Here is a 24,504-nt window from a genome sequence, read left to right as displayed (position 1 = left end):
CCCGCAGCCCTACAAAAATAATGCAGTCATGGACGGTAGCCCTCAATGTTCGACAAGACCTCGTTGCGTGAAATGACGCCGGCGCAGTTCGCCGCCTTGCACAAACGTCCGAAAATCACCCCGATGGAGCGCTCGGGCGTGCCGCCGGCGGCGTCCTTCGCGCAACGCCGGCTGTGGTTTCTCGCCCAGTTGGCCGGTGGCGGCGACGCCTATCACATCCCCCTCGGCCTGCAACTGCGGGGTCCCCTGGACCGCACGGCACTGAAGCGGGCGCTGGATCGGCTGGTGGCCCGTCACGAATCGCTGCGCACCACCTTCGCCGCCCACGATGACGAGGTGGTGCAGGTGATCGCCGAGGCCGGACGGGGTTTCGACTGGCAGGTCCACGAACTCGCCGGCCATCCCGAGACCGGGGCCCGGGTCGCGGCATTGGCTCGTGAAGAGGCGGATGCGCCTTTCGATCTGAAGCAGGGGCCGTTGTTTCGCGGGCGCCTGCTGGTGGTTGGCGAGCAGGAACACGTGTTGCTGCTGACCTTGCACCACATTATCTGCGATGGCTGGTCGATGGCGGTCCTGACCCGGGAACTGGGCGCACTGTACGACGCCTTCCGCCAGGACCTCGACGATCCGCTGCCGGCCCCGGCCCTACAATACGCCGACTACGCCGAATGGCAGCGCCGCTGGCTCGCCGAGAGCCCCCAGGCCGACCACGGCGCCTACTGGCGCGACACCCTGGCCGGGGCACCCACCTTGCTGGAACTGCCCGCCGACCGGCCACGCCCGGCATTGCAGGCGTATCAGGGCGGTTTCGAACCGCTGGTGCTGGACGCCACCCTGACCACACAACTCAAGGCCCTGAGCCTGCACCATGGCAGCACGTTGTTCATGACTCTGCTGGCCGGCTGGGCCGTGGTGCTGGCACGTCTCTCCGGACAGGACGAGGTGCTGATCGGCACGCCGACCGCCAACCGCACGCGCCGGGAAACCGAGGACCTGATCGGCTTCTTCGTCAATACCCTGGTGTTGCGCCTGTCGGTGGCCGATTCTCCGACGGTGAGCCAGTTGCTGGAACACAGTCGCGCGGTGACCCTCGGCGCCCAGGAACATCAGGAACTGCCGTTCGAACAGGTGGTGGAGCAGCTCAACCCGACCCGCAGCCAGGCCTACAGCCCGTTGTTCCAGGTGATGTTCGCCTGGGAAAACACCGAGCCGGGCGCGCTGCGACTGGGCGGGCTGGAAACCCGCCCACTGCGCAGCGGTCATCAGGCGGCCAAGTTCGACCTGACCCTGGTCCTGGCCGAGCAGGATGGCGTGATCAGCGGCGGCCTGGAATACGCCAGCGCGCTGTTCGATGCGGCGACCGTGACGCGTTTCGCCGGTTACCTGCGCCGGGTACTGGTCGGCATGCTGGTGAACCCGCAGCGGCCGGTGGCGGAGCTGGAGCTGCTGGATGGCCAGGAGCGCGACAGCCTGGTGCTGGACTGGAACCGTACCGAACGGGCCTTCGACGGCAATCGTTGCGTGCATGAGCTGTTCGAGGCCCAGGTGCGTCGCGATCCCCGGGCCGTGGCCGTGCGTTGCGGCGACGACAGCCTCGATTATGGCGAACTGAATGCCCGGGCCAATCGCCTGGCCCATGAACTGCGTGCCCTGGGCGTCGGCCCTGACGTGCGCGTCGGCCTGTGCCTGGAGCGCACCCCGGACATGCCGCTCGCCGTGCTGGCGGTACTCAAGGCCGGGGGTGCCTATGTGCCGCTGGACCCGGGCTACCCGCTGCCGCGCCTGGCGCATATGTTGAGCGACAGCGCACCTGCCGTGGTCCTGACCCATGGCCCGGCCCGCACAGCGTTGCTCGCCGCCCTCGACGGGATGGCGAGCAAGCCGGCGCTGCTCGATCTGCAACAGGACGCGCCGCGCTGGGCCGGTCGCCCGGAACACGATCCCGAGCCGCGGGCGCTGCAACTGACTTCGCGACACCTGGCCTACGTGATCTACACCTCGGGCTCCACCGGCCAGCCCAAGGGCGTGATGGTCGAACACCGCGGCTTGCTGGCGGTCAGCGCCGCCTGGGAAGGCCTGTACCGGCTGAGGCCGGGGCTGCGACACCTGCAGATGGCAGGGTTTTCCTTCGATGTGTTCAGTGCCGACCTGATCCGCGCCCTGGGTTTCGGCGGCGAACTGGTGCTGTGCCCGCGCCAGGCATTGATGGACCCGCCGGCCCTGTACCGGCTGCTGCGGGACAGCCAGATCGATTTCGCCGACTTCGTCCCGGCGGTGCTCAATCCATTGCTGGCCTGGGCCGAGGACAGCGGCCAGGGTTTGTCCTTCCTCGACACCGTGGTCTGCGGCTCGGATACCTGGACCGCCCACAGCGCCCGCCAACTGCGCCAGTGCTGCGGCGAGCGGGTGCGAATCGTCCATGCCTACGGCGTGACCGAAGCCAGCATCGACAGTACCTGCTTCGAACTGGCGGCCCAGCCGCCGCTCGACAGCAGCCTGCCGATCGGCCGGCCGCTGGCCAATACCCGCGTCTACCTGCTGGACGCCGCCGGCGCCCCGGTGCCGATCGGTGTTGCCGGCGAACTGTATATCGGTGGCGCCGGCATTGCCCGTGGCTACTTGAACCAGGCGCAACTGAGCGCCGAACGCTTTGTCGACAATCCCTTCGTTGCCGGCGAACGTCTGTACCGTACCGGCGACCTGGCCCGCTATCGGGCCGATGGCAACCTGGAATTTATCGGCCGCAACGATTCCCAGGCCAAACTGCGCGGCCTGCGCCTGGAACTGGGCGAAATCGAAACGCGCCTGACCCAGGTCGCGGGCGTGCGCGACAGCCTGGTCCTGCTGCGCAGCGACAGCCCTGGTGAGCCGCGGCTGGTAGCCTATTACCGCGAGGTCGGCGAACGGCGCCTCGGCCCTGGCGAGTTGCGCGCGCAATTGGCCCTGAGCCTGCCGGACTACATGGTGCCGAGCGCCTTCGTGCGCCTCGACGCCTTGCCGTTGACCGCCAACGGCAAACTGGACCGCAGCGCGTTGCCAGCACCGGATGCCATGGCCTTCGACCAGCAACACTATGCCGCGCCGCAAGGAGCGCTGGAAACCGAGCTGGCGCGGATCTGGAGCGAAGTCCTGGGTATCGAGCGGGTAGGGCGTGACGACGGCTTCTTTGCCCTGGGCGGCCATTCCCTGCTGGTCATCCAGGTCATTGCGCGGATCCGCCGCAACCTCGACCTGGAAATCGCCGCCTCGGTCCTGTTCGCCACCCCGCAACTGAAACACTTCGCCCTGCGCCTGGGCGATGCCCGGGAGGCTGCGCACACGCCGATCGAGCGGGTCGAACGCGGCGCCACGCAAACGTTGTCGTTCGCCCAGCAGCGCCTGTGGTTCCTGGCGCAGATGGACGGTGGCAGCGCCGCCTACCATATGCCGCTGAACCTGCGCCTGCGCGGCCGCCTGCAGGTGCCGGCGCTGGAACGCAGCCTCAATCAACTGGTGGCGCGCCATGAAGCGCTGCGCACCACCTTTATCAGCGTCGAGGGCGAGCCACGCCAGGTGATTGCCCCTCCCGGACAGGGCCTGAAGCTTGAGCGACTGACGCTCGACGGTGCCGATCCTGCCGGGGAACGCCTGGCCCGCCTGGTGGACGAGGAGGGTGCCCGGGCGTTCGACCTGGAGCGCGGGCCGCTGATGCGCGCCTGCCTGGTGCGCCTGGACGAGGACGACCAGCTGTTGCTGCTGACCCTGCACCATATCGTCTCGGACGGCTGGTCGATGGGGGTGCTGACCCGCGAGCTGGAGCAGTTGTACACGGCGGCACTGCAGGACCGCGACGACCCGTTGCCGGAACTGGCCCTGCAATACGCCGATTACTCGGCCTGGCAACGTCGCTGGCTGACCGGCGAGGTGCTGGAGCGGCAAAGCCGCTACTGGCGTGAAACCCTGGCGGGTGCCCCGGTACTGCTGGAGCTGCCGGCGGATCACCCGCGTCCGGCGGTACAGGATTATCGTGGCGGTGTGGTGCCGCTGGTACTCGACGAAGAACTGACCCGAGGCCTCAAAGCCCTGAGCCGGCAGCAGGGCACGACCCTGTTCATGACCCTGCTGGCCGGCTGGGCGCTGGTGCTGGCACGCCTGTCGGGACAGGCCGAAGTGGTAATCGGCGTGCCTTCGGCGAACCGCCCGAACAGCGAGCTGGAGGCGTTGATCGGTTTCTTCGTCAACACCCTGGCCCTGCGCCTGAACGTGTCCGACAACCCCAGCGTCGGCCAGTGGCTGCAACAGGCGCGCACGGTGGCGTTGCAGGCCCAGGAACATCAGGACCTGCCGTTCGAGCAGGTGGTCGAATTGCTCAATCCACCGCGCAGCCTGGCCCACAGCCCGCTGTTCCAGGTGCTGTTCGCCTGGGAGCAGGTACAGTGCGAGGACCTGATGCTACCCGGACTCGCCGTCGAGCATGTGGAAAGTCAACGGCATATCGCCAAGTTTGACCTGCAATTGGCGCTGAGCGAGTGCAACGGACAGATCGTCGGTGGCCTGGAGTACGCCTCGGGGTTGTTCGACGCGGCCACGGTCGCCGGTTTTGGCGAATACCTGCGTCGGATCCTGGCGCAGATGGTCGCCGACAGCGCACAAGCGGTCGCCAGCCTCGATCTGCTGAGCCCGGAGCAACACCGGCAACTGCGCGAACAATGGCAGCGCAGCGACTCCGCGCGGGTCCCGCAAAGTGGTTTCCTCGCCCGTTTCGAGGCCCGGGTGGCGGCGACGCCGCAGGCCGCGGCGCTGTATTGGAACGCGGCGGAGCAGAGCTACGCCGAGCTGAACGCGGCGGCCAACCGCCTGGCGCATTTCCTGCGCGGGCAGGGCATCGGTCCCGAGGATCGGGTCGGCCTGAGCCTGGAGCGCTCGCCACAGATGATCATCGGCCTGCTGGCGATCCTCAAGGCGGGGGCCGCCTATGTGCCGTTCGACCCGGCCTATCCGGTCGAACGGCTGGCCTATATGTTCAGCGACGCGGCGCCCAGCCTGCTGCTGACCAGCGCGCAACAGCGGGACAAACTGCCGGCCAGCGCCGCGGCTTTGCCGTTGTATTGCCTGGACAGCGACCAGGCGCGCTGGGCGAGCCAGCCGAGCGACAACCCCGTCGTCGCGATCAAGCCGACCCACCTGGCCTATGTGCTCTACACCTCCGGTTCCAGCGGTCGGCCCAAGGGCGTGGCGCATACCCACCAGGCCCTGGATAACCTGATCGACTGGCAACTGAGCGAGGCCACGGGCGAAGCGCCGGTCCCGCAACGGGTACTGCAATTCGCCTCGCTGAACTTCGATGTGTCGTTCCAGGAAATCTTCAGCACCCTGTGCCAGGGCGGTTGCCTGGTGCTGCTGAGCGAAGAGCAGCGCAAGGACCTCGCCACCCTGCGTCCGACCCTGGTGGCGGCCGGCGTGCAACGGGCCTTCCTGCCGTTCGCGGTGTTGCAGCAGGTCGCCAGCCTGACGCCGGCCGACGCGCCGATGCCGCCGGGCGGCTGCGATATCATCACCGCCGGCGAAGCCCTGCGCATCAACGACGAGTTGCGCGCCTTCGTCCTGGGCCTTGGCGGCACGCACCTGTACAACCAGTACGGGCCGACCGAGACCCATGTGGTCAGCCAGTTCCGCCTGGCCTGCGCCGAGGCCGACGACTGGCCCGAGGCGCCGCCCATCGGCCGGCCGATCAACAATGCCCGGCTGTACGTCCTGGACGAGGCGCTGAACCCGGTGCCGGTCGGCGTGGCGGGCGAGCTGTACATTGCCGGCGCCTGCCTGGCGCGGGGCTACCTGAACCAGCCGGGACTGACTGCCGAGCGCTTCCTGCCCGATCCGTTCAGCCGCGAGCCGGGGGCGCGCATGTACCGCAGCGGCGACCAGGCGCGACTGCTGGCCGATGGCAATGTGCAGTATCTGGGACGCATCGACCAGCAGGTCAAGCTGCGCGGTTTCCGCGTCGAACTCGGGGAAATCGACAGCCTGCTGCACCAGCAGCCGGGCGTGCTGGAAGCCGCGGTGCTGCTGCGCGAGGATGCACCGGGAGACCCACGCCTGGTGGCCTACATCGTCGGCCCGGCGAATGTCGAGACAGTGCGCGACGCACTGCGCCGGCATCTGCCCGAGTATATGATCCCGAGCGCCTGGGTGACCTTGGCGCAACTGCCGCTGACCGGCAACGGCAAGCTCGACCGCCGTGCCTTGCCGGCGCCGGAACGGCTGTCCGGCAGCGACTATGTGGCACCGCTGGCGGAGGATGAAATCCAGCTGACGGCGATCTGGGCCGAAGTCCTGCGCTGCGAGCGGGTCGGCCTGCGGGACAACTTCTTCGACCTCGGCGGGCATTCGCTGCTGGCCACCCGGCTGGTCTACGCGATCAACCAGCGGATGGCGGCGCAACTGTCCCTGAGCAGCCTGTTCAAGACACCGACGCCGGGTGAGCTGATCGCCGCGGTCCGCGCCAGCCGTGACGAGCGCATAGAGGCCGAGCCGGCCTTCAGCGTGATCGAGCCGGACTTCGCCGCCCGCCATCAGCCGTTTCCCCTCACCGATATCCAGCAGGCCTACTGGTTCGGCCGCGAGGCCACGGTCAGCCTGGGCGGCGTCAGCGCCCACGGCTACGAGGAACTGCGCATCCGCGATTTCGATAGCGCCCGCTTCGAGCAGGCGCTGAACCGGATGATCGAACGCCATGACATGTTGCGTGCGGTGTTTCTCAGCGACGGCACCCAGCAGGTACTGGCGCAGGTGCCGGTCTACCGCCTGCCCAGCCTCGACCTGCGCGGCCTGGAGGCCGAGGTGGCGCTCCGGGCCCTGGCGGACAACCGCCAGCGCCTGTCCCACCAGGTACTGGACGCCAGTCGCTGGCCGCTGTTCGAGTTCAGCCTGACCTTGCTCGACGATGGCATCAGCCACCTGCATATCAGCCTCGATGCGCTGATCGTCGATGCCGCCAGCAGCCAGATCCTCGCCCGCGAACTGATGGCCTGCTACATCGAGCCGCAACGGGCGCTGCCGGTGCCGGGCCTGGGCTTTCGCGACTATGTGCTGGCCGAACACCAACTGCGTGGCGGCGTGCGTTATGAACGAGCGCTGGCGTACTGGCGCGAACGCGTCGGCGACCTCGCGCCGGCCCCGGACCTGCCGCTGGTGCGCCAGCCGGAAAGTCTTGCGGCGCCGCACTTCACCCGGCGTGACCGGCAATTGCCGGCCGAGCACTGGGCAGGACTGAAGGCCCTGGCCAAGCAGTTTGCCGTGACGCCTTCGGTGGTATTGCTGACCGCCTTCTGCGAGGTCCTGGCGCTGTGGAGTCGCCAGCCGCGCTTCACCCTCAGCCTGCCATTGTTCAATCGCCTGCCACTGCACCCGGATGTCGACGGCATCATCGGCGACTTCACCTCGCTGGTGCTGCTGGAAGTACGCATCGACGGCAACCAGGGCTTCACCGACAAGGCCCGGGCGATCCAGCAACAACTCTGGCAGGACATCGACCACGCGGTGGTCAGTGGCGTGCGGGTCCTGCGCGAACTGTCCCAGGCCCGTGGCGTCCAGCAGACGGCGATTCCCATCGTGTTCAACAGCACCCTGTCGGAAGGTGCCGCGCAACAGGCCGAATACAACCTGGCGGATGCCCTGCAAGCCGAGAACGTGCACAGTATCACCCAGACCCCGCAAGTGTGGATCGACCATACCTTGCTGGAGCTGGAGGGGCGCCTGCTGTTCAACTGGGACAGCATCGACGAACTGTTTCCCGAAGGCCTGATCGGACAGATGTTCGACGCCTACAATGAACTGCTCGATCGCCTGCTCGATCCCCGGGCCTGGACCGCGAGCACCCCGCAGTTGCTGCCTCGGGCCTGCCTGCCGGCACCGCTGCCGGCCCCGGCCGCGGCGCCGCTGATGCATGAGCTGTTCGAGCGCCAGGCGCTGGCGACACCGACCGCGACGGCGCTGATCGCGCCAGGGCGGCAGATGAGCTACGGACAGTTGCGGCAACAGGCGCGCCAGCTCGGTGCCCGTTTGCAGGCGCGCGGCGTGGTGCCCAACCAACTGGTCGCGGTGATGATGGAGCGGGGCTGGGAGCAGGTGGTGGCGACCCTGGCGATTCTGTATGCCGGCGGCGCCTACCTGCCCATCGACCCGGCGCTGCCGGAACAGCGGGTGCGGCATATCCTCGAACGGGCCGAAGCCCGCTGGGTGCTGACCCAGCCCGGCCTGGAGGTGGGCGGCGAATGGTCGGCGCAAGTGGCGATCATCACCGTGAGCGACATCGACGAAAGCAGCACTGACGAGAGCGACACTGACAAGAGCATCGGCCCCGAGCTGCAAGCGGTGGCGACGGGGCCCGGCGACCTGGCCTATGTCATCTACACCTCGGGCTCCACCGGCGTGCCCAAGGGCGTGGTCATCGATCACGCCGGAGCGGTGAACACCCTGCTGGATATCAACCGGCGCTTTGCCGTGGGCCCGCGGGACCGGGTCCTGGCGGTGTCTTCATTGAGTTTCGACCTGTCGGTGTATGACTTCTTCGGCACCCTGGCGGCGGGCGCGGCGGTGGTGCTGCTGGATCACCGCCAGGCCCTCGATCCGCTGCATTGGCGCGAACTGATCGAACGCCACCGGGTCAGCCTGTGGAACTCGGTGCCGGCCTTGCTCGGGCTGTTGCTGGAATCGGTGGAAAACCAGGGCGGCACGCTGCCGGCCAGCCTGCGCCTGGCGATGCTGTCCGGCGACTGGATTGCCCTGAACCTGGCCGACCGTGCGCGGGCGTTGCAGCCGGCCATCGAAGTGATCAGCCTGGGTGGCGCCACCGAGGCGTCGATCTGGTCGATCTGCTACCCGATCGGCGAGGTCGACCCCGACTGGCGCAGCATTCCCTATGGCAAGGCCCTGGATCACCAGCGTTTCCATGTCCTCGACGAGGCGCTGCAACAGCGCCCGACCTGGGTGCCTGGGCAGTTGTATATCGGTGGTGTCGGCCTGGCAAAAGGCTACTGGCGCGACGAGGTACAGAGCGCCGCCAGCTTCTTCGCCCATCCGCTGACCGGCGAACGCCTGTATCGCACCGGCGACCTCGGGCGCCTGCTACCGGACGGGAATATCGAATTCCTCGGGCGCGAGGACAATCAGGTCAAGGTCCAGGGCTATCGCATCGAACTGGGCGAAATCGAAGCCGTGCTCAACCGCCATCCCGGCGTGCACAGCGCGGTGGTGCGCATCCTCGGCCAGCAGCACGGCGAAAAGCGCCTGGCGGCCTATCTGATCAAGAGCGATACCCAGCTGCAGGTCGGGGATTTCTCCCTCTACCTGGCGGACAAGCTGCCGGCCTACATGGTGCCGACATCCTTCACTTTCCTGGAAAACTGGCCGCTTTCGGCCAACGGCAAGGTCGACAAGAGCCGCCTGCCGGAACCCCGGGTAAACGAGGACAGCGGCCCCGTGCTGGAGCCGCGAGGTCCGCGGGAAGAGCGCCTGGTGGCGATCGTCGAGGCACTGCTCAAGCACGACGGGATTGGAGGCCACGCCAATCTGCTGAGCCTGGGCGCCACCTCCATCGATATCGTCAGGATCAGCAACGCCTTGTCCGCCGAGTTGCAGTTCCGCCCGCACCTGGCGCAACTGCTGGCCCAGCCGACCCTGGCCAACCTGCTGGAACTGTACCGGCGCAGCCTGGAGCACCAGGCACTGGTCAGTCGTGTCCAGCCACCGCTCGCGCAGACCGTCGAGGTGATCGAAGACCCGCAACTGCGCCAGCAGTTCAAGGCCGACGAGCATGGCCGGCGGCGCTTTTCCCGGCCGTTGCCGGCGGTGGCCCTGGCGTTGCCCGAGGACAGCGGATTCAGCCGACGCTTCAGCGACTGCCGTTCGGTGCGCCGCTACGACCCGCAACCGATCCCGACCGCGGCATTCGCCCACTGGCTGGCCGGACTGTCGCGTGGGCAACTGGACGGCGAAGTGAAGTACCAGTTCCCCTCGGCCGGCGGGCTCTATCCGCTGCAGGCCTATCTGTATATCAAGCCGACGCGGATCCACGGTGTGCCCGGCGGCGCCTTCTACTACGACCCGGTACGGCACCAGTTGCAAGCGCTCGGCGAAGCTTCGCGGCTGGACCCCGACACCTACGACTACTTCGTCAACCGCCCGGTGTATGAAGACGCCGCGTTCGCACTGTTCCTGATCGCCGACCTGGCGGCCATCCGCCCGCTCTACGGCGAGCGCAGCCGGGATTTCTGCCATATCGAGGCCGGCGCCATGGCGCAGCTGCTGACCATGACGGCGGCAGAGCAGGGCCTGGGCCTGTGCGGCATGGGCTCGATCGACGAACAGTCGCTGCCGGCGCTGTTCGACCTGGGGCCAAGTCATCAGTTGGTCTATTCGATGGTCGGCGGCCTGCGGGCTGCCGGCGAGCAACGCAACAGCCGGGTGGAGGCCTTCGCCACAGCCCGCACGGATGACGACAGCGACATGGAGGAGATCGAAGTATGAATGCCCATCAGTTGCTGGACCTGTTCAGTCGTCATGGCGTGAGCCTGGAGGTCGATGGCGACAAGCTGCGCTGCAAGGCGCCCAAGGGGTTCCTCGGCGAGGACCTGCTGCAGGCACTCAAGCAGCACAAGCAGGCGCTGATCGCGTTGCTGGGCGCAGGCGACAGCATTGCCCCGCGGGCAGAGGGCCTGACGCCGCTGCCGCTGTCGTTTTCCCAGCGACAGCTGTGGTTTCTCGACCAGCTGGAGCCGGGCAATCCGTTCTACAACATCCCCAACGCGGTAATGCTCCGGGGCCGGCTCGAGGTCGCCGTGCTGGAGCGGGCGCTGAACGAGCTGGTACGGCGCCACGAGGTCTTGCGTACAACCTTTGCCCATGTCGACGGCGAGCCGTGCCAGGTGGTGCATCCGCACCAGCCCGTGGCGCTACCGGTCAGCGACCTGCGCGGCCTGTCGCCCGAGGAGCGCGAAGCGCAGGTGCGGGAACGGCTGGCCGGGGATGCCCGTGGCGCCTTCGACCTGGCCCGCGGGCCACTGCTGCGGGCCTCGCTGCTGCAACTGGCGGACGAGGAATACCTGTGGCTGTACAACCTGCACCACATCATCGCCGATGGCTGGTCGATGGCTATCGTGCTGCGCGAAGTGGTGACCCTCTACGGCGATTACCTCAAGGGCCGGTCGTCGAGCCTGGCACCCTTGCCGGTGCAGTACGCCGATTACGCCTGCTGGCAACAACGGCAACTCGGTGGCGAGGCCTTGCAGGAGCAACTGGACTACTGGCGCCGGACCCTGGCCGATGCGCCGCCGTTGCTGACCCTGCCCACCGATCGGCCGCGGCCACGGGTGCAGGGCTATGCCGGCGCGACCTGCCACAGCCGCCTCGACGGCGCCACCCTGCGCGGATTGCAGGACCTGGCGCGACAGACCCGGGGCTCGCTGTTCAACGTCCTGATGGCGACCCTGGCGGTATTGCTGTGGCGCCACAGCGGCCAGCAGGACGTGTCCATCGGTACGCCGTTCGCCAACCGCGGGCGGGCGGAAATCGAGCCGCTGATCGGCCATTTCGTCAATACCCTGGTGATTCGCAACCGCCTGGAACCGGGGCAGACCTTTGCCGAACTGCTGCGCGAAACCCGTGTGCGCATGCTTGAAGTCCACGCCCATCAGGACGTGCCATTCGAGCGGGTGGTCGAGGCGGTCAACCCGCAACGCGATACCGCCTATTCGCCGCTGTTCCAGGTGATGCTGGTGTTGCAGAACACGCCGGGCGCGGCCGTCGAGATGCCGGGATTGAGCCTGGCGCCCCATGGCACCAGCAGCGCCACGGCCAAGTTCGACCTGGCGTTCGAGCTGGTGGAGCAGGGCAACGGCCTGCAATTGACGGTGGAGTACAACACCGACCTGTTCGATGCCGCCACCGTGGAGCGCCTGGCGGGTCACTACCGGCGTCTGCTCGAACAGGTCGCCGAGGATGCCAAGCAACCGATTGGCGCCCTGGACCTGCTGAGCGAGGCCGAGCGCCAGCAGATCGTCGTTGACTGGAACCGCAGTGCGCCCCTGGACCAGGTCCCCGGTTGCGTCCATCACCTGATCGAGGCCCGGGCGGCGAGTGCGCCACGGGATGGCGCGGTGCTGTTCGAGTCCACCACCCTCGACCATGGCGAACTCAACAGCCGGGCCAACCGCCTGGCCCATCATCTGCGCGGCCTCGGCGTGGGGCCGGACGTGCGCGTCGCGGTCTGCCTGGAACGCTCGCTGGAACTGCCGGTGGCGATTCTCGCCGTGTTCAAGGCCGGGGGCGCCTATGTGCCGCTGGATCCGACCTATCCGGTCGGGCGCCTGGGCCACATGCTGGCGGACAGCGCGCCGCTGGTGGCGCTGGTCCACGGCTCGACCCGTGACCTGCTGCGTGCCGCCTTCGCCGAGGCGGGCCGCGAACTACCGGTGTTCGACCTCGACAGCGACGCGCCGATCTGGGCCGGGCAGCCCGCGCACAATCCCGATCCAGGCGCGGTCGGCCTGACCCCCGAGCACCTGGCCTACGTGATCTACACCTCCGGCACCACCGGCCTGCCCAAGGGCGCCATGGTGGCCCATCGCGGCTTGAGCAACCTGTTGCTGTGGTGTTCGCAGGTCTGTGGCGAGGGGGCGGATTCGGCGATGCTGCAGAAGATCCCGTTCGGTTTCGACGCCTCGGCCTGGGAACTGCTCTGGCCGCTGGCCGCGGGTGGGCGGCTGGTGCTGGCGCGCCCCGGCGGGCATCTCGAGCCGGCCTACCTGGTCCGGCTGGCGCGGGAGCAGCGGATCAGCGCGCTGGTGTTCGTGCCGGCGATGCTGCAACTGTTCCTCGATGTCGATGAGGTCGGCGATTGTGTCGAGCTGCGCGATGTGTTCTGCGGCGGCGGCGAGCTGACCCCGTCGATTGCCCGGCGTTTCCAGCAGGTCTTGCCTCACGCGCGGCTGCACAATGTCTACGGTCCCACCGAAACCACGGTGATCAACAGCCTCTGGACCCTGGAGCCCGGTGCCGAGGTGCCGGCACGGCAACTGCCCATCGGGCGGCCCATTGCCCAGGCCCGCCTGTATGTGCTCGACGACCACGATGCACCGTTGCCGGTGGGCGTCAGCGGCCACCTGCACATTGGCGGGGTAGGCGTGGCGCGGGGTTACCTGGGACTGGAGTCGTTGACGAAGGAGCGTTTTATCGCCAGCCCGTTCGTGCCCGGCGAACGCCTGTACCGCAGCGGCGACCTGGCGCGTTATCGCCCGGACGGCCAGCTGGAATTCCTCGGCCGTAATGATTTCCAGGTCAAGCTGCGTGGCGTGAGGCTGGAACTTGGCGAGATCGAGGCACGACTCGAAGCCTTTCCCGGCCTGCGCCGCGCGGTGGTGCTGATGGTCGGCGACACCGCGCAGAACCAGCGACTGGTGGCCTGTTGCAGCGTGTCGATGAGCGCGCGGCCTGAAGAAGCAGCGGTGCATGCGCACCTGGCCAGCACCTTGCCCAGCCAGGTCCTGCCTGCCGCCTACCTGTGGCTGGAAGAACTGCCGTTGACCGCCAATGCCAAGATCGACCGCGACGCGCTGCGGGCCCTGGCCGACCAGGACCTGGCCAGCCGCCAGGTCAACCTGTCCAGCCCGCGCGACCATATCGAACTCAAGCTCTATCAGATCTGGAAGGGCCTGCTGCTGGCCCCGCAGATCGGCATCCGCGACAACTTCTTCAATGTCGGCGGCACCTCCATCGCGGCGATCAAGATGGCCCACCAGGTCGGCCAGGCCTTCGGTATCGAGTTGCCGATCCGCGTGGTGATCGGCCATCCGAGCATCGAGGCACTGGGTGGCTGGATCCGCTCGGGAGCCAATCCGGCAGCGGCCCGGAGCAATCTGATCGAGTTCCGCCGGGGTGACGGCCAACGCAATGTGGTGTGCATCCATCCCGCCGGCGGCACGGCGTTCTGCTACCTGTCGCTGGCCAAGGTCCTCGCCGAATCGGTGGGGGTCTATGGCGTGCAGTCGCCGGGGCTCAATCCCGGCGAGGCCACCGAACCGACGGTCGAGGCCATGGCCGCGGCCTATCTGCGCCTGATCGAACCGCTGGTCACGCAACCCCTGGTTCTCACCGGGCTGTCGTTCGGCGGGCTGGTGGCCTACGAAATGGCCCGGCGCCTGACAGCGGCGGGACATCGGCAGGTCACCGTGGTGCTGCTCGATACCCAGGGCTCGGACAATGCCGCCTACCGGCAGCAGATGGCCCCGGTGGACATGGCCGAGTTCCGCGACAAGCTGGTGCGCTTCAACGGCATGTACCCCGGCATCGAAGACGCCCAGGTCGAACGCTATTTCCATATCTACAACCACAACCGCATGGCCGTGGCGGACTACGTCTGCCAACCCAGGGCCGGGCGGGTGGTGCTGATCCAGGCACGCGAGGGTTTCAGCCGTGCCCAGCTCCATGGACTGCGCGGTTTCTGGCGCCGCCGGGCTGGCGATGGCTACCTGGCGAAGCTGGTCAACGGCGGTCACTGGGACATGCTGGAGACCGTGGAAATGCGCCGTGTCGCCAGGACCCTCGAACAGGAACTGAAGCGGTTCGATGGCCCGGGGCGGGCATCCGCGGCGACCTTGCCGGCTGAATCTTTGACGCAGGAGGCGTAATGGACATTCTTCAGCAAGAGAGTGCTCGGCCAGGCAGGGTGCAGCACACTGCCCCGGCGACCTTGCTCGGGCGTTTTGCCCAACAGGTGGCGGCATCGCCCCAGGCCCTGGCGGTGATCGACCGGCAGATACAATTAAGCTACAGCGAACTGGCTGCCGCCAGCGAACGGATCGCCCAGGGTTTGCTGGCGCGTGGCGTGCGCCCCGGACAGACCCTGGCGCTGTGCATGCCGAGGTCCTGGCGCTGGCTGGCGGCGCTGCTCGGTGCCTTGAAGGCCGGGGCCGTGGTGGTGCCGCTGGACCGTGCCAGTCCAGCGCCACGGCGGGTACGGATGCTGGAGGACGGCGCCTGCGTCGGGCTCCTGGTGGACGAGCCTTTCGCCGATCTGCCGGCCAGCCCGTGGCAAGCCGAAGTGGCGGCCTTGCTGGACACTCCGGCGCTGGGCGCACTGCCACTCGCCAGGACGCCTGCCGAGGTGAGTTTCCTGTTCTACACCTCGGGCTCCACCGGGACGCCCAAGGCGGTGGAAGTCGGTGAGCGCGGGATCTTGCGCCTGGTGCAGCCCGGCGGCTACATCGAGATCGGACCTGGCGAGCGCTTTGCCTGCCTGTCCAACCCGGCCTTCGATGCCATCAGCTTCGAACTCTGGGCACCGCTGCTCAATGGCGGCACCTGCGTGATGATCGCCGATGACGAACTGCTCGATGCGCGGCGCCTGGCCCAGGTGCTGGAGACGCAGGCGGTGGCGACACTGTTCATGACGGTGTCGTTGTTCAACACCCTGAGCCAGGAATATCCGCGCTGTTTTGCCAGCCTGCGCCAGGTGCTGATCGGCGGCGAGCAGATCAGCGCCGTGGCGGTTCGCGACTGGTACCGGGCCAACCCGCACAGCGCCTGCCGCATCTTCAATGTCTATGGGCCGACCGAGTGCACCACGTTCGCCTTGTGCCAGCCGATCGCCCGCGACTTCGAAGGGACCTCGGTGCCGATCGGTCGCCCCTTGCCCGACACCGGGGTACGGATTCTCGACGAGCAGCAACGGCCGGTCGCCCCGGGAACGGTGGGCGAGCTGTACCTGACGGGCAGCGGCGTGGCCCGCGGCTACCGCCAGCGGCCCGAGGAGACGGCGCGCTGTTTTGTCACCTTGCCCGGCGCCGATGGCCAGCCATTGCTGCATTACCGCAGCGGCGACCGGGTCCGCGAGAACGAAGCGGGCCTGATCGAGTACATCGGCCGCGTCGACCGTCAGGTCAAGGTGCGTGGTTTCCGTATCGAACCCGGTGAGGTCGAACAACGCATCCTCGAATATCCCGGCGTGGCCCAGGCCTATGTCTGCACCCGTCGCCAGGCCGCCGAGGACCACCAGTTGCTGGCATTTATCGTGCCCCGCGACGAACTGGACCCTGCCGGGTTCGACGCCCACCTGCGGGCGCAACTTCCGACCTACATGCGTCCGCAGCAGCTGTTTCTGCTCGAACGCCTGCCGCTGACCGCCAATGGCAAGGTCGACCGTGCGCGTTTGCTGGAGCAGGGTGGTCAGCCATGGCGGGCGTCACAGGCCACAGCGGGCGAGGAAACACCAGCGCTGTCATGGTTGCTGGAGCAGGCGCGGGCACTGTTGGGCCAGCCACGATTGGGCGGCGAGGACGATTGGTTGCGCAGCGGCGGCGACTCGCTCAAGGCCCTGCGCCTGCGTTCGGCGGTACGCCGCCGGTGGCAGGTGGAACTGAGCATGGCGCAGTTGCTGGAGGAAAACTTCACCGGCCTGGCCGAGCTCCTGGTCAGTTCGCGGGCGCATCCCGCGCTGTATCCGCCGGCACCGCCGCCGAGCGCGTCGCGACGCCTGCCGGCGACCGCCGAACAACGCCGGTTGTGGTTGTTGCAGCAGCGCGAGCCGACGTCCACCGCCTATAACGTGCCACTGGTGCTATGGCTGCCGGCCGGCATCGAACTGGCGGCCCTGGGCACGGCCCTGGAGCAACTGGCGGCGCGTCACCCGGCATTGCGCACGGCATTCGAGTCCGGACCGGACGGGCTCGACCAGGTGGTCGCCGCACAGGGAGCGAACTGCCGGACCTTTGCCCGCGGCCAGTTCACCGAAGACAACTGGCAGGCGTTCGCCGCGCTGGTATTTGCCACGCCGTTCGACCTGGGCAGCCCCACGCTGTTCCAGTCCTGGCTGTTGCCATTCGCCGATGGCAGCGCGCGACTGCTTCTGCATCTGCACCACAGCGTGGTCGATGGCTGGTCGCTGAACCTGCTGTTCGACGATCTGCAGATGCTCTACACCGACATTCTCCAGGGGCGCACCACGGGCGACCGGGGCAATCGCCTGACACCGCTGGAATTCGGCCAGTGGCAGGGCCAATGGAGCGTTGCGCCGCACTACCGCCAGCAACGTCGCACCCTGGCACAGTTCCATCGCGAACAGCCGGAACCATCGCCTGGGTTGCTGCCACAGCGCAACGGCGGCGGGGCCGGGGCCCGGCAATATCGCCAGGCGCTGGAAGCGACGCAATGCCTGGCGCTCGAACGCTTCTGCGGGCAACAACGACTGACGCGCTTCGAAGTGTTGTTCAGTGTATTCGCCTGGAGCCTGCACGCCCTGACCGGTCTGTCGCGTCCACGCATCGCCAGCCCGGTGTCCAACCGGCCGCTGGCCGAGTTCGAAGAGGCGGTGGGCATGTTCGCCAACACCGTGCTGATCCCGACGGCCGTCGACGGCGCCCGCGCCCTGGACGAACTGTTGCGTGAACAGACCGATATCGTGCGACAGGTCCTGGCGCATCAGGATGTGGCGCTGGCGGATGTGGTGGAAGACCTGCGCCTCTCGGGCAGCCAGACGCTGTTCGACTTCATGTTCGTGCTGGAGAACACCGATTTTTCGAAACTCGAGGGTTTCCAGGCCCGCCTGGAATTCACCGGGCCGTTGCAGGCCAAGTGCCCGCTGACCCTGTCGCTGGTGGACAGTGCAGAAGGCCTGGCGGGCTGGTGGGAATACCAGTGCGATTATTTCACCGAGGCGCAGATGCAGACGGCCGCCGGGCTGTTCCGTGGCGCACTGGATCGGCTGTTGCAGGCACCGACCGAGCCCCTCGATTCGCTGCTGTTGCCCTATCGCCGCAGTTTGCCGGCGGCCAGCCAGGGTGGAGCGGGGCAGCCGCCTTTCGCCACCCTGGCGGACTGGTTCGAGTACCAGGTGCGATGCACGCCCGACGCCACGGCACTGGTGGCGGGTGAACAACGGCTTAGCTATGGGCACCTGAACGAACGGGCCGACACCCTGGCAGCCACCCTGCGCGAGGATCCGGCACTGCCTGCGCTGGGCCTCGCGCCCGGGCCGGTGGTGCTGTTCCTCGATACTTCGGTGGAACATATCGTTGCCTTGCTGGCCCTGGCCAAGCTCAACCTCACCGCGGTGCCGCTCGACCCCGGCTACCCCCAGGCGGTATTGCGCCAGGTGCTGGGGCAGTGTGGCGCCCACTGCCTGTTGTTCAGCCGTGCGACCGAAGCGGCCCTCGAGCGCCTCGGCGAACACGGCATCGCCCGCCACCGGGTGCGGCTCGATGCACCGACACGTCCCTTTGCCCGCACGCCACATCGGGGCGAACGGCCGTTGTACATGCTGTTCACTTCCGGTTCGACCGGCACGCCGAAGGGCGTCCAGGTCGCGGACCGTACGCTGTGCAACCTCTTGCAGTGGCAACGCGACGAGGGCGGGCTGGCGGCCCGGGCACGGACCCTGCAGTTCTCCATGCTGTCGTTCGACGTCTCGTTCCAGGAGATTTTCAGCACCCTGTGCGGTGGCGGTTGCTACCACCTGATCAGCCCCGGCTGGCGCCAGGATGCACCGGCATTGCTGGACTACCTGCTGGACGCCGGCATCGAGCGCCTGTTCCTGCCCTGCGTGGCCCTGCAGCACCTGGCAGAAACCGCCGTGAGCCGGGGGCTCTATCCGAGCCGCCTGCGCGAAGTGGTCACGGCGGGGGAACAACTGCTGTGCACCGAGGCGCTGCGACAATGGTTCGCCGGCATGCCCCAGGCGAGCCTGTTCAATCACTACGGACCAACCGAGACCCATGTGGTGAGCGGCCTGCTCCTGGCGGGAGCGCCACGGGAGTGGCCACTGCGCGCGCCCATTGGTCGGGCGGTGAGCAATGCCTGCCTGCTGCTGGTGGATGAACACGATCGGCCGTTGCCAGCGGGCGCGACGGGCCACCTGCTGGTGGCGGGGCCGATGGTTGCCCGCTGCTACCTGGGCGATCCGCGGTTGAACGTCAGCCGTTTCGTCGAACTGCCCGATGCCACGGGAGCCCAGCGCCTGTTCTACCGCACCGGTGACCTGGCCCGGGTCGATGCCTCGGGGTGCCTGCATTACCTGGGGCGCGACGACCAGCAGATCAAATTGAGCGGTCATCGCCTGGAGCTCGGGCAGATCGAAGCGGCACTGATGCAAGTCCCCGAGGTGACGGGCGCCATCGTCACCCTCCAAGCCGAACCGCTGCGCCTGGTCGCCTACCTGCAAGTGGACGGTATGGCACCCGCTGCCGAGGCGCTGGACCGTCGGCTGGCCCGTGAACTGCCGGCCCATGTGCGTATCGACAGCTATCGACGCCTCGACCAATGGCCGCGCACGCCCAGCGGCAAGATCGACCGCAAGGCCCTGCAAGGCCTCGGCGAGCGGCTGGAACGCCAGGCCATGATCGCAGCCGAAGCCTCGTCGAACCCGCTGGAGCAGCGTCTCGGCGAGCTGTTCGAAGCGGTGATCGGTCGGCCGATCAGCCCGGACCAGACATTCTTCGAGGCCGGTGCCACCAGCCTCGGGCTGATGCGCCTGCATGCCCGCTATAACCAGGAACCGGAGCTGCAAGTGACCATGGCCGAGCTGTTCGAGCAGGTCACCCCGCGTCGACTGGCGGCCCATCTGGCGACAGCACCGGCCAGCAGGGTCGAACCCCTGCGCGGGCGCGACAACGGCCATTCGCCCATGGCGGTGATCGGCATGGCGGTCAATGTCGCCGGGGCCGTGGATCTGCGGGCCTTCTGGTCGATGGTCGAGACGGGCGCCTCGGGCATCGAGCGCTTCGACGCCGAAGACGGACGGGTCGGCGCCCGCAGCCAACTGGCGGGGATGTTCGATTTCGATCCCGAGTACTTCGGCATCAGCCGCCAGGAAGCACGGCTGATGGACCCGCAACAGCGCCACCTGCTGATGGCCTGCGTACAGGCCCTGGAGCATGCGGCGATCGTTCCGGCGGCGGACGGACCACGGATCGGCCTGATCGCCAGTTGTGGCGAAACCACCTACTTCCAGCAACTGCTGCGCCAGGCCGATGCGAGCGAACTGCCGGATACCTTCCAGATGGCCCTGCATCACGACAAGGATTTCCTCGCGACCAAGGCCGCCTATCACCTGGATCTCGGCGGCCCGGCCATGAGTGTGCAGGCCGCCTGCGGCAGTTCGCTGATCGCCGTGCACCTGGCGGCGGCGCTGCTCAGGCAGGGCGACGCCGACGTGATGCTGGCCGCCGGGGTGCTGGTGGACCCGACCCTGACGCAAGGCTATCGCTACCGGCCGCAACATATCTTCTCCCGCGATGGCCTGTGCCGTCCCTTCAGCGACGATGCCAGCGGCACCCTCGGCGCCAGTGGCTACGGCGTGGTGGTACTCAAGCCCCTGGACCGGGCACAACGGGACGGCGACCGGATCTACGGGGTCATCGAGGCTTCGGCGCTGAACAACGATGGGCACGACAAGATGAGCTATACCGCGCCATCGGTGGCGGGCCAGAGCGCGGTGATTCGCGAGGCCCTGGACAAGGCCGGGCTGCGCGGCGCCGATATCGGCTATGTCGAGGCCCACGGCACCGGTACGCTGCTGGGCGATCCGATCGAGGTCGCGGCGCTGGGCAAGGCCTTCGGCGAGGCACCGGCGAACAGTTGCGCCCTGGCCTCGGTGAAAAGCCAGATCGGCCACCTGGGCGCCGCGGCCGGCGTGGTAGGCCTGATCCGCGCGACACTGGCGGTGTACCACGGCGTGTTGCCGGCAAACCTGGGGTTCAACCGGATCAACCCGCAGATCGACCTGCAACACACGCCGTTCCATATTCCCACCGAGCCGCGGCCCTGGCCCGAGGGTCGGCGCCGCCTGGCGGGAGTCAGCAGCTTCGGCATCGGCGGCACCAATGCCCATGTGATTGTCGGCGCGGCGCCCGTGGCCGAGCCGGCGGCGGCGCCCGGCATCCCGTGCCTGCTGCTCAGCGCCCGGAGTCGCAGCGCACTGCTGCGCAACATGGCGACGATCAAGGCGTACCTGGACCAGTTCCCACATCGCCTTGAGGCGGTGTTGCGCTACCTGCAATCGGGGCGCCGCCAGCACCGTTGGCGCTACGGCGTGGAGTGTCGAGCGGGGGAACCGTGGGTGGCGGACGAAACGTCGATCCGCGAAGTGCCGCTGTCGACCCGGCGCTGGCCGGCCCATGGCGCGACGCCCGGGGAGATCCTGCAAGCCTGGTACGACGGCGCCCGGATCGACTGGCCGAAACGTTCGGCGCCACCGCCCTGGGACCTCGGGCCATCGGCGTTCGATCTGGAGACCTGCCGGTTCCAACTGTCGACGCCGGACCCGGCCCCGATCCCTGAAACCCCGCCGGAGCCAGCCCGCAAGCCCTTGCCGGAGTGGTTCCACCAGCGCCAGTGGCTGCGGGTGCGCCGCTTGAGCACCACGCCGGCCGATGTGCGCCGCGAGACCCTGGTGGTCTGTGCCAACGAGGCCCTGGACAACACCTTGCTCGATGCACTGGGCGGCGTTTATCGGCGAGTGGTCCAAGTGCGTGCCGGCAATGGCTCGCGGCGCCTGGGGCCGGACCGTTTTGAACTGGACCCGAGTGATCCGCAGGCGCTGCTGCCGCTGCTGGCGGATGTCGTCGAGCCGCAAGTGGCCGAACTGGATTGGCTGCACGCCTTGCCGTTGTCGGTCGGCGGCGCGGTGAACGAACAGAGCCTGGCGGCGGCCCAGTGGGCCTGCCTGGACACCCTGGCGGCCTTGATGCAGGCCTGGGGCGACTCACGCCCGACAAGATTGCGCCTGTGGCTGCTGTCCTGGCAGGCCTGCGCGGTCGAAGGCGAGGTACAGCGACCGGAACTCGGCGCCCTGGCCGGGGCCTGCGAAGTGCTGCCGCAGGAATATCCGCTGCGCTGCCACTGGCTGGACCTGCCCTCGGCACACTGGGCGAGCCAGGCCGACCGGCTGGCGGCGCTGCTCAGCGATCCGGCGGCATTGCCCCGGCGCCTGGCGATTCGCGGCGACTACCTGTGGCAACCGCGGCTGATCGCCAGCCCGGCACCGTCGGCGCCGGAAACTTCGGCCTTGCTGCCCTTGACCGGGACCTTCCTGGTCCTTGGCGGGAGCGGTGGAATCGGCAGCAGCCTCTGCGAACACCTGCTGCAAGCGCCAGGGCGGCGGATGGTGCTGATCTCGCGCCGGGGCGAACTGCCGGCGAACCTGCTGGCCTACCGTGAGCGTATCGACAACCTGCAGGCCGATATCGCCGATCTGGCCCGCTGGCCGGCGGTACTCGAACAGCTCGCCGAGCGTCATGGCGAACTGGCCGGGGTCATTCATGCGGCGGGCGTCGGTGCCGGCGGCCTGGTCCGCCATCGCGATGCGCGGCAGATGGATTCGGCCATGGCCGCCAAGACCCTGGGCATGCTGGCGGTGGAAGCGCTGATCGCGAGGCTGGCTCCGGGCTTTGTCCTGTACTGCTCGTCGATGTCGGCGGTGTTCGGCGGTGCGGGGCATCTGGACTATGCCGCCGCCAGTGGCGTGCTGGATGGCTTTGCCCATTACCGTGCGCAGGCGGGAGGTTGCGTACGCCTGGGCCTCAACTGGGATATCTGGCGCGACCGCGGCATGGCCACGGCCGTCACCTCCAACGACGAAGCCCATCAACGTCACCTGGCGCTCGGCCTGTCGGTCGAAGAGGGCGCCCGGGTGTTCGACCTGGCCCTGGCGATGCAACTGCCGCAGTGCCTGGTGTCGACCACCTCGATCGTGGCGTCGCGGGCCTTTTACCCGCGTCGCCACGGCGCTGGCGCGACCGTGGCCAAGAGTGCCGCCGCCGGCGTCGACCCGGCCGGGCACCTGCGCGCTTGCCTGTGCCAATGGCTCGGCCTGGAAACCTTGCCCGACGATGCCTCGCTGTACGAACTGGGCGCGGACTCGCTGACCTTGCTCGACCTGATCGACGAGGTGCAGTCGGGACTGGGCGTCGGCCTGCAACTGTCGCAGTTCAGCCACAAGGTCAGCCTGCGGGAAGTCCTGGCGCTGATCGATGCCGCCGGGGCTGGGGCTGGGGCCAGCGTCAGCGACTGGGCCGGCGCGGTGCAACTGGATATCTGGAGTCCCGGTGCCGGCCGGGAATGGCTGTGCCTGGTGCATCCGGTCGGGGGCGACGTGCAGGCCTATCGCGAACTGGTGGCGGCATTGCCCGAGACCCTGGGGGTCTGCGTGATCGCCGACCCGGCGTTGCAGCATCTGGGGCTGCCGCCGATCAGTCTCGCGCAACGGGCCGCCTGCTACCTGGAGTCCTTGCAGGCGCGTTTCCCGCGCCAGTCCTTTGGCTGGCGGCTGGCCGGCTGGTCCTTCGGTGCGTGGGTCGCCCAGGCCATGTGCGCGGCGGCGGGGCAGATGGGCCTGGCGCCACCCCGGCTGTATCTGATCGACCCGCCGGCACCGGACGCGGGCGTCGAACTGGCGCGAATGGATGAGCGGCAGATCGAGGCGGTGTTCCAGCGCGAATTCGCCCAACGCTGGCCCGAGGCGGACGCACGGGGGTTGTCCGAGGAAATGCAGGGTTACCTGCAACGGCTGACCACCTGCTGCAAACACAACATGAGCAGCATGGCGACGTTCACGCCGCCGGCCTTGGCGGACACCCCGGCCCGGCTATTTATCGCCAGCCAGGCCAATCCCTACGGCGTCGGCCGGGGCTGGCAGGCCGACGAGTTGCAGCGGGCCTGGCAAGGGTTGCTGCCTCATTTGCTGGAATGGCGGGTGCTGGACACCGATCACTACGGCATCGTCGGCGGACGCTGGGCCCGGCTGATTGCCGAGGCCATCGGCAGCGACGGGCAAGGAGAACGGCATGCACCTTGAAGCACAACCCGACTGGCTGCGGGCGCTGGTCCCGGTGCTGCTCGCCGGACAACCCGCGGACTGGGTGCAACGCTGGTGCAACGACTTGCAGGCGGCGCTGACCCATCTTGGCGGCCCGGTACCGTTTGCGTGGGTCCATGCCTGGCAGGCCGAAGTGGTACTGCCACGGTTGCCTGAAGGCATCGAGAATAGCGATCACGCGAGCGTGGTGGCCCTGCAGCAATTGCATCGGCGCGCCGCCCTCGGAGTCAACGGTCGTCGCGGGGAATGGCTGGCGGCGCTCAAGCCGCTGCTGCCGGCCCTGTATCGACGGGCTTTTCCCTATGCCACGGGTTATGCCCGGGCCCATGCGATGGCCCTGGAGTACGCCACGGCGCCGGCCAACACCGCCATGATCGCCGAGCATTTCGGCGATGCCCGGGGCTACGCCGACTACTACGCCGAACTCAGCACCGAAGCCAACGCGGCGGCTTTCGCCGATGCCAACAGCCGGGCCTACGCCCACTTGGCCGCGGGCATCTTCGCCGATGACGATGCCGCCGGTTATGCCGGGATCTGCGTCGGCGCCACCCGTGTCTGGGCCCTGGCCTGTGCCGGCAGTGGCGAGCAGGACGGCGAGTGCCGGCGGCGGATGTTGCGGGACCTGGCAGAAGGTTTGATAAATTCTTAAAAAAGGTGAGGGA

The 24,504-nt window shown here is 68.0% G+C and carries 4 protein-coding genes; all 4 read left to right on the top strand.

Features of this window, described 5'->3' with window-relative positions; translation table 11 throughout:
• Positions 1 to 45: 45 nt before the first annotated feature.
• Genes HX881_RS02375 through HX881_RS02360 form a run of 4 tightly spaced genes read left to right on the top strand, consistent with a single transcriptional unit; the run spans position 46 to position 24,491 of the window.
• Entirely contained in the window at positions 46 to 10,506 is a 10,461-nt protein-coding gene (locus HX881_RS02375; RefSeq protein WP_177082545.1) for a non-ribosomal peptide synthetase, read from the top strand.
• Positions 10,503 to 14,663 carry a non-ribosomal peptide synthetase gene (locus tag HX881_RS02370; protein WP_177082543.1) on the top strand — a complete coding sequence of 1,387 codons (4,161 nt, stop codon included), beginning with the start codon at positions 10,503 to 10,505 and terminating at the stop codon, positions 14,661 to 14,663. The genes HX881_RS02375 and HX881_RS02370 overlap by 4 nt, the downstream gene beginning before the upstream one ends.
• Positions 14,663 to 23,821, top strand: a complete 9,159-nt coding sequence (locus tag HX881_RS02365; RefSeq protein ID WP_177082541.1) for a hybrid non-ribosomal peptide synthetase/type I polyketide synthase — start codon at positions 14,663 to 14,665, stop codon at positions 23,819 to 23,821. The genes HX881_RS02370 and HX881_RS02365 overlap by 1 nt, the downstream gene beginning before the upstream one ends.
• Positions 23,811 to 24,491, top strand: coding sequence for a hypothetical protein (locus HX881_RS02360; protein WP_177082530.1), 681 nt, complete (start codon positions 23,811 to 23,813; stop codon positions 24,489 to 24,491). Before HX881_RS02365 ends, HX881_RS02360 begins: the two co-directional genes overlap by 11 nt.
• Positions 24,492 to 24,504 lie beyond the last annotated feature (13 nt).

The organism is Pseudomonas gingeri, from assembly GCF_013386115.1.
In the GTDB taxonomy this organism is placed as follows: Bacteria; Pseudomonadota; Gammaproteobacteria; order Pseudomonadales; family Pseudomonadaceae; genus Aquipseudomonas; species Aquipseudomonas gingeri.
This window is presented reverse-complemented; position numbering and strand designations above follow the sequence as displayed.

Excerpts from the sequence above, each read along its gene's own strand:
- HX881_RS02375 (WP_177082545.1), top strand. The coding sequence starts at position 46 with ATGTTCGACAAGACCTCGTTGCGTGAAATGACGCCGGCGCAGTTCGCC.
- HX881_RS02370 (WP_177082543.1), top strand. The coding sequence starts at position 10,503 with ATGAATGCCCATCAGTTGCTGGACCTGTTCAGTCGTCATGGCGTGAGC.
- HX881_RS02365 (WP_177082541.1), top strand. The coding sequence starts at position 14,663 with ATGGACATTCTTCAGCAAGAGAGTGCTCGGCCAGGCAGGGTGCAGCAC.
- HX881_RS02360 (WP_177082530.1), top strand. The coding sequence starts at position 23,811 with ATGCACCTTGAAGCACAACCCGACTGGCTGCGGGCGCTGGTCCCGGTG.